This is a genomic window from Kitasatospora sp. GP82, from assembly GCF_029892105.1.
Lineage (GTDB): Bacteria > Actinomycetota > Actinomycetes > Streptomycetales > Streptomycetaceae > Kitasatospora.
The window spans coordinates 174,216-186,312 of the sequence record NZ_JARZAJ010000002.1; the positions used below are offsets into that span (position 1 = coordinate 174,216).

8 protein-coding genes, 1 tRNA gene and 1 riboswitch are annotated in these 12,097 nt (G+C 70.9%); of the genes, 4 read left to right on the forward strand and 5 right to left on the reverse strand.

Annotated features, from left to right (window positions below; genetic code table 11):
- Window positions 1-53: 53 nt before the first annotated feature.
- The 4 genes from P3T39_RS02495 to P3T39_RS02510 form a co-directional block, all read right to left on the reverse strand.
- Window positions 54-1,277: a 3-deoxy-7-phosphoheptulonate synthase gene (locus tag P3T39_RS02495; protein WP_280695589.1), complete on the reverse strand. Its 1,224-nt coding sequence runs from the start codon at window positions 1,275-1,277 to the stop codon at window positions 54-56.
- 513 nt (window positions 1,278-1,790) lie between these two features.
- Window positions 1,791-3,908 (reverse strand): transketolase, encoded by a 2,118-nt coding sequence (gene tkt / locus P3T39_RS02500; RefSeq protein ID WP_280695590.1) that lies wholly within the window; start codon window positions 3,906-3,908, stop codon window positions 1,791-1,793.
- A gap of 387 nt (window positions 3,909-4,295) precedes the next feature.
- Window positions 4,296-4,383 (reverse strand) — tRNA-Ser (locus P3T39_RS02505).
- A gap of 63 nt (window positions 4,384-4,446) precedes the next feature.
- Window positions 4,447-6,099 (reverse strand): trypsin-like peptidase domain-containing protein, encoded by a 1,653-nt coding sequence (locus P3T39_RS02510; protein ID WP_280695591.1) that lies wholly within the window; start codon window positions 6,097-6,099, stop codon window positions 4,447-4,449.
- A 218-nt stretch (window positions 6,100-6,317) separates the two neighbouring features.
- Window positions 6,318-6,464: riboswitch (TPP riboswitch) on the forward strand.
- On the opposite strand from P3T39_RS02510, the gene P3T39_RS02515 reads away from it, so the two are divergent.
- The 4 genes from P3T39_RS02515 to P3T39_RS02530 all read left to right on the forward strand — a co-directional run bounded on the left by P3T39_RS02515 (window position 6,457) and on the right by P3T39_RS02530 (window position 10,678).
- On the forward strand, window positions 6,457-7,842 hold the full coding sequence (locus P3T39_RS02515; RefSeq protein ID WP_280695592.1) for a cytosine permease: 1,386 nt from the start codon (window positions 6,457-6,459) through the stop codon (window positions 7,840-7,842). (Overlaps the previous riboswitch by 8 nt.)
- Window positions 7,843-7,975: 133 nt before the next feature.
- Window positions 7,976-8,785: a glycerophosphodiester phosphodiesterase family protein gene (locus tag P3T39_RS02520; RefSeq protein ID WP_280695593.1), complete on the forward strand. Its 810-nt coding sequence runs from the start codon at window positions 7,976-7,978 to the stop codon at window positions 8,783-8,785.
- Window positions 8,786-9,145: 360 nt separating this feature from the next.
- Window positions 9,146-9,577, forward strand: a complete 432-nt coding sequence (locus P3T39_RS02525; RefSeq protein ID WP_348534299.1) for an ATP-binding protein — start codon at window positions 9,146-9,148, stop codon at window positions 9,575-9,577.
- 99 nt (window positions 9,578-9,676) lie between these two features.
- Window positions 9,677-10,678, forward strand: coding sequence for a DUF5926 family protein (locus tag P3T39_RS02530; protein WP_280695594.1), 1,002 nt, complete (start codon window positions 9,677-9,679; stop codon window positions 10,676-10,678).
- 229 nt (window positions 10,679-10,907) lie between these two features.
- On the opposite strand, the gene P3T39_RS02535 is transcribed toward P3T39_RS02530, so the two are convergent.
- Window positions 10,908-11,648 (reverse strand): bifunctional DNA primase/polymerase, encoded by a 741-nt coding sequence (locus P3T39_RS02535; protein WP_280695595.1) that lies wholly within the window; start codon window positions 11,646-11,648, stop codon window positions 10,908-10,910.
- Window positions 11,649-12,097 lie beyond the last annotated feature (449 nt).

Below are 12,097 nucleotides of genomic sequence, written 5' to 3' on the forward strand. Positions count from 1 at the left end.
GCCGGATATTCCTGAGGCGGCTGCGGTCACCGCTCAGCTTGTGCGTACCGCGACTAGACCTGCCAGGCACCGGCGACCTCAAGGGCCTGCTCCGGATTGAGCCGGGGGTCGCAGAAACTGGTGTACTTCTCGCCGACGCCCGACACGCAGTCCGCGTTGTGCGCGCACTCCGTGACATCGTCCGGCGTGGTCTCCAGGTGGATTCCACCGGCTATTGCACCGGCTTCGCTAACCGCCTTCTGGAACTCCGTGACCTCGCGGATCACGGTCTCCACCAGACGGGTCTTCAGGCCGTCCGGACCGCTCACGGTGTTGCCGTGCATCGGGTCGGTGAGCCAGATGGCCGGGTGCCCGGCCGCCCGGACCGCGGCCGCCATCCCGGGCAGGCGATCGGCCACCGCGGCGGCACCCATCCGGGCGATCAGGGTGAGCCGACCGGGCTCGCGGCCCGGGTCGAGCTTCTCGCAGAGGGTGAGCAGGTCCTCGATGGACATGCTCGGGCCCACCTTGCAGGCCACCGGGTTGGCCACCGAGGCCAGCAGGGCCACATGCGCCCCGTCCAGCTGGCGGGTCCGGTCGCCGATCCACGGCCAGTGGGTCGAGGCGAGGTAGGTACGGCCGAAGTCGTCGTACCGGATCAGCGGCACCTCGTAGTCGAGGAGCAGTGCCTCGTGGCTGGTCCAGATCGGTGCGCCCACGGCCGACAGGCGGGAGGCGGCCCGCTTGCGCAGGGTCTCCATGGCCAGGTTGGCGGCGTCGTACCCGGCCAGCAGACGGCGCGGGTCGGGACGGCGCAGCTCGGGGTCGGGCTCCGGGCTGTTGACCATGTGGCCGCGGTAGACCGGCAGCTCGACTCCGTTGACCACCTCGGTCGGGTTGGAGCGGGGCTTGCCGAACTGGCCCGCCATCCGGCCGACCCGGATCACCGGGCGCAGGGAGTTCATGGACATCACGCCGGCCAGCGCGTCCAGCAGGCCGACCTTGCGGGCGACATAGCCGGGCTCGCACTCGGCGGGGTCCTCTGCGCAGTCGCCGGCCTGGACCACCTGGACCCGGCCGGCCGCGACCTCGGCCAGCAGGCCGCGCAGCTCGGCGACCTCGGTGGAGTTCACCAGGCCGGGGCGGTCCGCGAGCTCGGAGGTGACCTCGGCCAGCAGGGCCTGGTCCTCCCACTCCGGCTGCTGCTTGGCGGGAAACGACTTCCAGTAGTCGATCCCGCTTTCCGACAGCGTCGGACCGGCGGTAGCCGGTCGCGTCGCGATTGCGTCGCTACTCACTCATTGCCTCCGTGGTCATGAATTGATCACTTGCCGGAATACTGAGATCGCCGAATTTGCCCACACCGCCGAGTGCACCGCTCCGGCCAGGCTGCCCGCATTCACACCGGCTCGCATTCGCACCGGCTTTGCAGGGAGGGTCAACCTTTTCCACGAGTCTGAGCAGGCAAAACACGCGGGTCAACGGCCGTCAGGCATCTTCGTCAAGTATCAAACACTCTGTCAATTTCACCCATGAACGCATTATGAATAGTTCGGCAACCCTTCCCGACAAAACCCACGGAAATCATCAGGTCGGCATTTCCCCGGGAAATCGACCGGACTTTCAGTCAATTATCGTGAAATGGGAGGAGCAGTCGGCCGACTCCGGCAGAACAGCCGGACGGCACGGAGTGGGCGGGGCACTCCATCACCTCCGGCGGCCACTGCGGGTCCGGCGGGTACGCCGAAACGGCCGAGGGCCCGATCACCCCGGTGGGGTGATCGGGCCCTCGGCCTTCGGTACGGCGGCGGTCAGTCCCGGGTGCGCGCCTTCGCCAGGCTGCTGCGCGCATGGGCGGCCACCCGCTCGGGAGTGAAGCCGAACTGCTCGTAGAGGGTCTGGTACGGCGCGGAGAGACCGAAGCGGTCCAGGCCGACCGATTCGCCGGCCTCGCCGACCAGCGCGTACCAGCCGAGCGAGGAACCGGCCTCGACCGAGACCCGGGCCCGTACGCCGCGCGGCAGCACCGACTCGCGGTACTCGGCGTCCTGTTCGTCGAACCACTCCACGCACGGCATGGAGACCACCCGGGTCGCCGTTCCCTCGGCCTGGAGGATCTCCCTGGCCCGCAGGGCGATCGGCACCTCGCTGCCGGTGGCGATCAGGATCACCTCGGGCGTACCGCCGGACGCCTCGGCGAGTACGTAACCGCCCCTGGCCACACCCTCGGCGGCGGCCAGGCCGGTGGCGGGGGTGCGGTCCAGCACGGGCAGGTTCTGCCGGGAGAGGCAGAGGCCGGCGGGCCGGTCGGTGTTCTCGATGATGGTCCTCCAGGCGACGACGGTCTCATTGGCGTCGGCGGGACGGACCACGTCCAGGCCGGGGATGGCACGCAGGCTGGCCAGGTGCTCGACGGGCTGGTGGGTCGGGCCGTCCTCGCCGAGCCCGATCGAGTCGTGCGTCCAGACGTAGGTGACCGGCAGGTTCATCATCGCGGCCAGGCGCACCGAGGGGCGCATGTAGTCGCTGAAGACCAGGAAGGTGCCGCCGTAGGGGCGCGTACCGCCGTGCAGGGCAATGCCGTTGAGGATGCCGCCCATGCCGTGCTCGCGGATGCCGAAGTGCAGGGTGCGGCCGTAGCGGTGCCCCTTGAAGGCGGCGGTCTGCACCTCCTCGGGGACGAAGGACGGCTCGCCCTTCATCGTGGTCAGGTTGCTCTCCGCCAAGTCGGCCGAGCCGCCCCACAGTTCGGGCAGCACCGGGGCCAGCGCCGAGAGCACCTCGCCGGAGGCCTTGCGGGTCGCCATCTCGGTACCGGCCGGGAACTCGGGCAGTGCCGAACTCCAGTCCTCCGGAAGGGTCCTGGTCGAGATGCGGTCGAACTCGGCCGCACGGGTGGGCTCTGCGGCGCGCCAGTCCAGGAAGGACTTCTCCCACTCCTGGCGGGCCGCCGTGCCGCGCTCGACCACCTTCCGTGCGTGGCCCAGGAGTTCGGCCGCAACGTCGAAGGACTTCGCCGGGTCCAGGCCCAGTGCCTGCTTGGTCGCGGCGACCTCGGCGGCACCGAGTGCGGCGCCGTGGATCTTTCCGGTGTTCTGCTTGGTCGGCGCGGGCCAGCCGATGATGGTGCGCAGCGCGACGATCGACGGCTTGTCCGTCTCGGCGCGGGCCGCCGTCAGCGCGGCGTGCAGCGCCTCGACGTCCTCGACGTACTCCCCACTCGCCGTCCAGTCCACCCGCTGCACATGCCAGCCGTACGCGGCGTACCGGGCCAACACGTCCTCGGAGACGGCGATCTGGGTGTCGTCCTCGATCGAGATGTGGTTGTCGTCGTACAGCACCACGAGGTTGCCCAGCCTCTGGTGTCCTGCGATGGCACTGGCCTCGTGGCTGATGCCCTCCTCCAGATCGCCGTCGGAGGCGAAGACCCAGACGGTGTGGTCGAACGGGCTCTGCCCGGCCGCCGCCTCGGGATCGAACAGCCCCCGCTCGCGGCGGGCGGCCATCGCCATGCCGACCGCGTTGGCGAAGCCCTGGCCGAGCGGCCCGGTGGTGGTCTCGACGCCGGGCGTGTGACCGTACTCCGGGTGGGCCGGGGTCAGGCTGCCCGCGGTGCGCAGCGCCTTGAGGTCGTCCAGGGTCAGCCCGTAGCCGGACAGGAACAGCTGGATGTACAGCGTCAGGCTGGAGTGACCGCAGGAGAGCACAAAGCGGTCCCGGCCCGCCCACTGCGGGTCGTTCGGGTCGTGCTTGAGCAGCCGCTGGAACAGCAGGTACGCGGCCGGGGCCAGGCTCATCGCGGTGCCCGGGTGGCCGTGCCCGGCGGCTTCGACCGCATCCGCCGCCAGCGCCCTGGCCACGTCGACGGTCCTGCGATCCAGCTCGGTCCACTCGAACCGGCCGGTGGTGCGCGCTATCTGAGTAGTCATCCGAAGGCTCAGGGCTCCTCTTTAGGGTGCTGCTGCGCGGCGTCACAGGAGTCTGCAGAACAGGCGTAGGGCACGGGAAAAGCCACCATGAACGCTCATGAACGCCGCTGTCGCAGCTCTCGCTGTTGCCGCCTGAGACACGACGGGCAGGCCACGGACCGGCGGATCCCACGGCCCTGCCCCACGCCCCGGAACTCTGCTTCAGCCCCGTCGAGGCCGACAACCGCCCCCGGCTGACTTCGTCACGTGAACCGGCCACGGCCCACACCTGGTCCACCCGCAGCGGCCCGGGCCGGGAAACCGGTGGCACAGGGTGAGCCGACATGCGTCAGGGCGGGCACCGGCTGCTAGCCGGTACCCGCCCTGAGCTGGGATCACTCCCACGTGCGGAGGGTGTGGGATTTGAACCCACGGTGACGGGTCACGCCACGACAGTTTTCAAGACTGTTCCCTTAGGCCGCTCGGGCAACCCTCCTGGCGGAGGTCAGCCTAACGGGTCCCGGGGGGTTCGGTGCACACCCTTTTCTTCTCGCGGGGGTCAGGGAGTGTCGCCCTTGCGCTCGCCGAGCGTGATGGTGGTCTTGGCGGTCTTGCCGTCGCGGATGTACTCGACGTCGACCTTGTCGCCGGGCTTGTACGTCCAGATCTCGCTGACCAGGGTCGGGGAGCTGTCGATCGGGTGGTCGCCCAGCTTGGTGATGACGTCGCCCGCCTTGAGGCCGGCCTGGTCGGCGGGGCCGCCGGGGGTGACGGCCGGGGTGCCCTGGACCGGGCCGGTCTGGATCTGGGCGCCGTCGCCCTTGAAGTCGTCGTTGCGCAGGACGCCGATGATCGCGTAGACCGGCGTGCCGGTCTTGATCAGGTCCTGGGCGACCCGGCTGGCCTGGTTGATCGGGATGGCGAAGCCGAGGCCGATGCTGCCCGCCCGGCCGTTGGAGCCGCCGGTGTTGGACTGGATCGCCGAGTTGATGCCGATCACCGAGCCGGAGGAGTTGAGCAGCGGGCCGCCGGAGTTGCCCGGGTTGATCGAGGCGTCGGTCTGCAGGGCGTTCATGTAGGACGCCTGCGCGCCGGTCTCGTCGCCGGAGGCCACCGGACGGTCCTTGGCGCTGACGATGCCGGTGGTGACGGTGCCTTCGAGGCCGTACGGCGCGCCGATGGCGATGGTGGCGTCGCCGACCGCGGTCTTGTCGGAGTCCCCGAGCGGGAGCGGGACGAGCTTGTCCTTCGGCGGGTTGTCGAGCCGGATCACGGCGACGTCGTAGCCCTGGGCACGGCCGACCACCGAGGCGCTGTAGGCGGAGCCGTCCGAGAACTTGACGGTCAGCTTGCCGCCGTTGGCCGCCGGGGCGACCACGTGGTTGTTGGTGAGGATGTGGCCCTCGGTGTCGAAGACGAAGCCCGTACCGGTGCCGGACTCCTGGGAGCCCTGGGCCTTGATGGTGACGGTGCTGGGCAGCGCCTTGGCCGCGATCCCCGCGACGGAGTCGGGGGCGCGGTCGATGATCTTGTCCCCGGCCTGGATGGTGGTGCTGGTGCGGCTGGTGCCGGAGTTGGGCGCGCTGCTGCTGTCGCCGTTGACGGCGGCACCGACCGCGCCGCCCGCGAGACCCGCCACCAGGGCGACCGCCGCGATCATGGCGACCAGGCCGCCACGCTTGCGGCCCGGGGCGGGCGCCGGCCCGCCGGGGAAGTCACCCGGGTAGCCGGGGACGCCCGGACCTGCCGGGGGCGCCCCCCAGCCGCCGAGCGGCTGGCCTGCGCCGAAGGGGTGGTGCTGCTGCCCCTCGGCCGCGTGCGCGGCCGGAGCGGCCGGCGGCGGCCCGTCCAGGTAGGTCTGCGTGGTCGCAGCGCCGGCCGGGCTCGCGTACGGGTTCTCAGCGGGCGGCACGTTCGCGGCGGGCCCAGCGGCGGCCGGGGCAGCCGGGGCAGCCGGGGCAGCCGGCGGCGGCGCGTCCAGGTAGGCCGGTGCGGCGGGAGCAGGGGCCGCAGAAGAGGCGGGAGCGGCGGAGGCCGAAGGCTCACCGGTCTCCGGAGCACTCAGCTTGGTGAGGGCGAGCGTCGGCGCGGACTCGACGACCGGCGGGGCATCAGCCGACGCGGCGCCAGGAGTCGGACCTACCGCCCCCTGACCGTCGGAGGGACGCTCCTCCTCCGGCCCGGTGGACCCACTCGCGTGCTCGGTGCTCACGGACGACCTCCATAGCTGACAGGACCTTGGCCCATAGTTTTTCGCATCCGGGATTCAGTTGCCGTAAGGAGCCCTCTGAATAACTCGTGAGAATCCTTAGCTGCTCCCGACATGCCCCCGACAGGTGGCTCCGACAGAGTGCACCGTCCGTCCGCGATCCGGACAGCCGCCCCCGCGCCTTGGGGGTTCCGGCGCCCGGCGGTTACCCTGGCCGCTCCAAACTGACACGCGGGAGCTTGGACCGTCCAGGCTGAGAGTGCGCTGATCGGACCGTACGCCATTCACCACGGCGGCGGGACGAGGGAGCGCAGACCGCTCGAACCTGTCCGGGTAATGCCGGCGTAGGGAGCTTCGGCCATGACGGCTGTCTCTTCACCCCCCACCGAACCCCCCGCTGACGCGTCCACGACCGTCTCCGCGCGCTCCGAGGCGCCGCTGACGCTGGACACCGCGCCGCCGCGCACGCTCGGCTTCCGCGACCAGTTCGCGCTCTGGGCCAACCTCGGCGTCAGTCTGATGGGCTTCAGCGGCGCGGCCACCGTGCTCGGCACCGCCGGTTCGGAACTGTCCTTCGCGGCGTCCGTGACGGCCGTCGTGGCGGGCACGGTGATCGGTACGGCGATGCTGGGCGTGGCCGCGCTGATCGGCGCGCGCACGGGCGCCCCGGCGATGGCGTCGCTGCGCGGGCTGTTCGGCACCAGGCTCTCCTACCTGCCGACGGTGCTGAACATCGCCCAGTGCGTCGGCTGGGGCGTCTACGAGCTGACCGTGATCGCGATGGGCGCACAGGCCGTGGTCGGCACGGAGAACTGGCGCTGGCTGTTCGTGGTCCTGGCGGGCGTGCTGACCACGGTGCTGACCATCTGGCCGCTGGGCTCGATCGCCGTGCTGCGCAGGTACGTCGCCGCCGCGGTCGGTGTGTCGATGGTGTACTTCACCGTCCAGCTGGGCCGTCAGGGCTTCCCCGACCCGGGTGCGGGCAACTGGAACGGCTTCCTGCACGCGACGGACGCGATCATCGCCGTCTCGATCTCCTTCGTCCCGCTGGCCGCCGACTACACCCGCCACTCGCGGACCGGATCCGGCGCGTTCCGGGGCACCTTCTCGGGCTACACGGTGGCCCAGGTGTGGTGCTACGTGGTCGGCCTGATCGCGCTGCTCCAGTCGGGTGGCGACGTGTCGAAGATCTTCTCCTCGTTCACCGGGGTCACGGCCGGCTGGCTCTTCCTGCTGGTGCTGGTGCTGCGCGAGACCGACCAGTCCTTCGCGAACGTGTACTCGACCGCGATGTCCGTCCACAACCTCCTCCCCCGGGTGGACCGCCGGCTGCTGACCGGCGGGATCGGCGTGCTGGTCACCGTGCTGGCACTCCAGATCAAGGAGTTCACGGACTCGTACTACAACTTCCTCGGGCTGATCGGCTCGGTCTTCGTGCCGCTGCTGGCCGTGCTCGCGGTGGACTACTTCTTCGGTGCGGGCCGCCACGGCTGGAACCTCGACCAGGACGCCCCGACCCGCTGGCTGATGCTGGCGCCGTGGCTGCTCGGCTTCGCCACGTACCAGTTCCTGGCACCGACGCCGATCACCGACTGGTGGACCCGGCTCTGGACGGACGCCCAGTCGGCCGTGCACTTCACCCCGCAGACCTGGAGCTCGGCCTCGCTGTTCGGCTTCCTGGTGCCGGCGCTGGCCACCTGGCTGCTGACCCTGCTCCGCAAGACCGAGCCCGTCGGCCAGGCCTGACCCGACCTGCCCTGATCCGTCCCGATCCACCCCGATCCGTCCCCGTGCTGCAAGCCCGGGGGCGGATTTTCTTCACCGCGAGTTTGCGGTGGCGTCGGCTGCGGGCCATCAGGGGCCTCGTAGGGTTGACGGCGTGGAAACCCGGAACCTCTCAGCCCCCGCGCCAGCGCCCGTCGACCGCTCGACCGTCCGGGTCATCGCGCACCGGGGCTCCTCCGCCGCCCTCCCCGAGCACACCCTCGGGGCCTACCGCCGGGCGATCGAGGAGGGCGCGGACGGTCTGGAGTGCGACGTACGGCTGACCGCCGACGGGCAGCTGGTCTGCGTCCACGACCGCACGGTGCGGCGCACCTCCGACGGGCAGGGCACGGTCTCCGCGATGACGCTGGCCGAGCTGTCCCGGCTGGACTTCGGCTCCTGGAAGTCGCCCGGGGCACCCGAGCACAGCAGCATCCTCACCCTGGCCGAGCTGCTGGAGCTGGTCGCCGACTCCGGGCGGCGGATCGAGCTGGCGATCGAGACCAAGCACCCGACCCGCTACGCCGGCAAGGTCGAGACCGAGCTGCTGCGGATGCTGGGGCACTACGGCCTGCTGCCCGCCGCACCCGCCGAGTCCACGGTACGGATCATGAGCTTCTCCGAGCTCTCGCTGCACCGGGTCCGCCGGGCCGCACCCGCCGTCCCCACCGTCTACCTGCTGGAGCGCCGCCTGCCGCTGCTCGGCCGGACCAGGGCGCTGCCCGGCGGCGCGGGGATCGCCGGCCCCGGGATCGAGCTGGTCCGGGCCAACCCCGGTCTGGTGCCCGCCCTGCGGCGCGCCGGTCACCGGGTGCACGTGTGGACGGTGGACGATCCGGCGGATGTCGAGCACTGCCTGGAGCTCGGCGTCGAGGCGCTGATCACCAACCGTCCGAGCGAGGTACTGGCCCAGCTCGGCCGGTGACAGTCGCCGCGTCAGGTAGACGAATTGGTGTGCGCGGGCGCGGAACAGGGCGCTCAGGACAGCGCAAACAGGGCTCAAAGCGCCGACGTTGGCGAATTCCCCATGCTTTCACAACAGTGCGTGAGCAGGTAATCACCATTTGCGTACCGTGAGTTGCGACGCTCGGAAATGTCCGGCCGCGATCCCCGACCGGTCGTTTCCGACGGATTCCCAGGGGGCATCCATCCCTCGGCGAACGCTGAAGGAGGTCCGGGGGTGGCGTTGATGGTCGCGCACGCTGTGCTTGTTAAGTCCGGTCCAACTTCATCAACCATGGCCGTACCGCACGGCCCTGCGAGTGTCGCAGTGGCGCGGCGGCGGATGCGGCGTGATCTGGGAGACCGCGACATACCGGATGCGGTGATTGACGACGCGGTACTGATCCTTTCCGAACTGCTCAGCAATTCCTGTCGATATGCCCGTCCACTGACCGTCCTGACGACTCTCGGCGACGAGGCCAGGGCCGCTCTGCTCGATCCCGAACTGGGCGACGACGGGGGCATCCTGGTCCACTGGCAGCTGCACGGCGACGGACTGCTCGGCCTGGAGGTGACGGACGGCGGCTCGACCACCCGGCCGGTACCGGCCCGGCCGTCGAGGACTTCGCACGGTGGGCGCGGCCTCGGCATCGTCGGGCAGTTGGCCGACGACTGGGGCGTCCGCGACGCACCCGGCCAGGTGACGGTCTGGGCGATGCTGCCCGCCCGGGAGCACTGCGCCTCCCACACCTCGCCCGGAGCCAGGAGCGCCTGACCGTGCACTGCCCCGGGGTGGCGGCCTGCCCGACATCCGCGCCAAACGTCAGTAGGCTGCCCCGGAGCAAGTCATCGCCGTTCCCGGGAGAGCCGCACCATGGCCAAGAAGGCCGCGAAGAAGTCGCCGCAGCGCCGTCCGTCCACCACCGTGAGCGCGGGAGAGATCCCCGTCGTCGGTGCCCGTGAGGACTGCCCCTGCGGGTCGGGCCGCCGATACAAGGCCTGCCACGGCCGCGAGGCCGCGCACGCGGTGCAGGAGCTGGTGCACCGTCCGTTCGAGGGCCTGCCGGGCGAGGCCGACTGGGTCGCGCTGCGCGAGCTCGTCCCGGCCGCGACCGTTGCGCTGACGCTGAACGCCGAGGCCGCCGGGAGCGCGGTCGGCGAGGTGCCGTCGGTGACCCTGGCGACCGTACTGCCGCTGGCCTGGCCCGCGCTGCGCCGTCAGGACGGCTCGATCCTGCTCGGCCTGCAGACCCAGTCCTCCTCCGGCGACCTGAGCCGCGACCTGGCCGACGCCCTCGAACTCGCCCTGGCTACCGAGCCCGGAACCCCCGTGCCGGCCCGGCGGACCGTCCCCGGTGGTCGCCGCCTCCAGGAACTGCTGGACGTGACAGCCGAGTTCACCCCGACCGTGTACCCCGGCTTCGAGTTCTGGCTGGAGGACGCCGAGAGCGCCACCGGCGAGGTCGCGGCCTCGCTGGAGCGTGCCAACGCCTCCGCCATCCCGACCGAGAAGCTGTCGAGCGTGGACTCCGCGTACTGGTGCGCCGCACCCGACAAGAACCACCTGCGCTGGGTGATGACCGTCCCCGAGGAGCGGCTGCTGGACGCACTCGCCCGGCTGACCGCCGCCGACCAGTCCTCCCTCGGCCAGGACACCCGCCTGGTCGGCTCGTTCCGCGCGCACGGCCTGACAGTGCCGGTCTGGGACCTGCCCTCGACGATGACCGCCACCGACTGCGAGAAGCCCGCCGCCGAGTTCGCCGAGCGTCTCGCGGACACCCTGGCCGCCCTGGACGCGGGCGATGCGGCCCCGCTGACCGGCGACGAGCGCAAGGCCCGCGCCAACCTCGTCAACCGCCAGGTGACGCTCAACTGACGATCGGTCAGACAGGAAAGTGACTCGCGTCACATTTCCCTGCGTTCGGGGAAATTGCCAGGTGGCAAGCCACATGGACAAATTGGCGCGGACGCGGATCTTTGTTAGCATTTAAACAGTCCGGTCGCTGGTGCATCCCCCGTCGCCAGCGGCCGGATCTTTCATTTCCCACGGTATGCGAAGCTTCCGCCGAGCGGAATTGCGCGGCATGCCACTCGGCAGACCCGGGTCAGAAGGCCAGCCGACTGCCGTCGGGCGCCCGGCGGCTGGCCGCGATCAAGGCCCCCAGCAACTGCTCGACCCGGGGCAGCAGGAACTGCCCCTCGACCGGCGGTCTGATCCAGCGCACACATCCCGCCCCGGTCTGCGAGGGCGGCAGCAGCAGATAACCGTCCGGCCCGTGGAAACGCAGCGACCCCGGCACCCAGGGCAGTTCGGCGAGCAGTCCGCCGAGCCCCTCCAGCGAGTACGGCGCCACCAGCACGACATACCGCCGGCCGCTCGCCAGTACCGGTCCGATCGGCAGTCCGAGCAGCCCGAAGTACTCCAGCGCCCGCTCTCCCGCCTCCGCCGGGAGGCTCACCGCGCAGACCGTCCGTCCGGTGGCGAGCAGCACCGGGGAGCCCTGGTTGCGCTCGCCCCACCACCAACTCACCATCCGGGCATCGGTGCTGGCCGCCAGCAGCGGCGGGTCGTGCGGGTGCGCGCCCGGCACCGGGCAGCACGGGTCGGCGCAGGAGCACGGCCCGAGCAGACCCGGCACGGCGTGTGCGCCCGGGACCACCGGCCAGCCGCGGTCGGCCGCCGCCAGCGCGGCGCCCAGCAGCGCGGCCCGCTCGCGGCGCCGACTGCCGGGCCAGCGCAGCCAGTTGCGACCCGGCCGGTCGCGGTGCGGCCAGCGGGTCCCCGTGGGAGTACCGCGCGGGGTGTTGCGGCCCGGCCAAGTCCGCCGGGGGCTCGTACGTTGCATGAGAGCTCGTTCCTTTCCGCGACCGTTGGCTCAGACGCGACCGTTGGGCTCGGGGCCGTCAGTCCGCCGGATCGTCAGACCGGTTCGGACTGCTCGGGCTACTCGGACTGCTCGAACTGCTCAGGCTGTTCGGACCGTTCGAACTGACGAGGCGTCACAACACCGGAGGTGAACAGACTGGCACGGCACGGAGGTGCAGGAGCCCCCGCCTGGTCGGCCACCGATACGGACGTCGGTTCGACCCCTAGAACGAGAATCCCCCATGCCACTGGACGGACGCCGCAAGGAGCCCAATGGTTCCACCGTACGGGTGAGTCAGTTCCGGCCGTGGCGGACGACGGGTGGCCGACGCCTACGATCCGGCCCGCCACGGACGGCCGCCACCGCACACGGCCGGGCACAGATCAAGCCATCCGGCCTCGCCCCGATTCTGGACATGCCCCGATCGG

Coding starts and splice junctions, on each gene's coding strand:
- P3T39_RS02515 (WP_280695592.1), top strand. CDS start 6,457: ATGACGGCTGTCTCTTCACCCCCCACCGAACCCCCCGCTGACGCGTCC.
- tkt (WP_280695590.1), bottom strand. CDS start 3,908: ATGACTACTCAGATAGCGCGCACCACCGGCCGGTTCGAGTGGACCGAG.
- P3T39_RS02535 (WP_280695595.1), bottom strand. CDS start 11,648: ATGCAACGTACGAGCCCCCGGCGGACTTGGCCGGGCCGCAACACCCCG.
- P3T39_RS02525 (WP_348534299.1), top strand. CDS start 9,146: ATGCGGCGTGATCTGGGAGACCGCGACATACCGGATGCGGTGATTGAC.
- P3T39_RS02530 (WP_280695594.1), top strand. CDS start 9,677: ATGGCCAAGAAGGCCGCGAAGAAGTCGCCGCAGCGCCGTCCGTCCACC.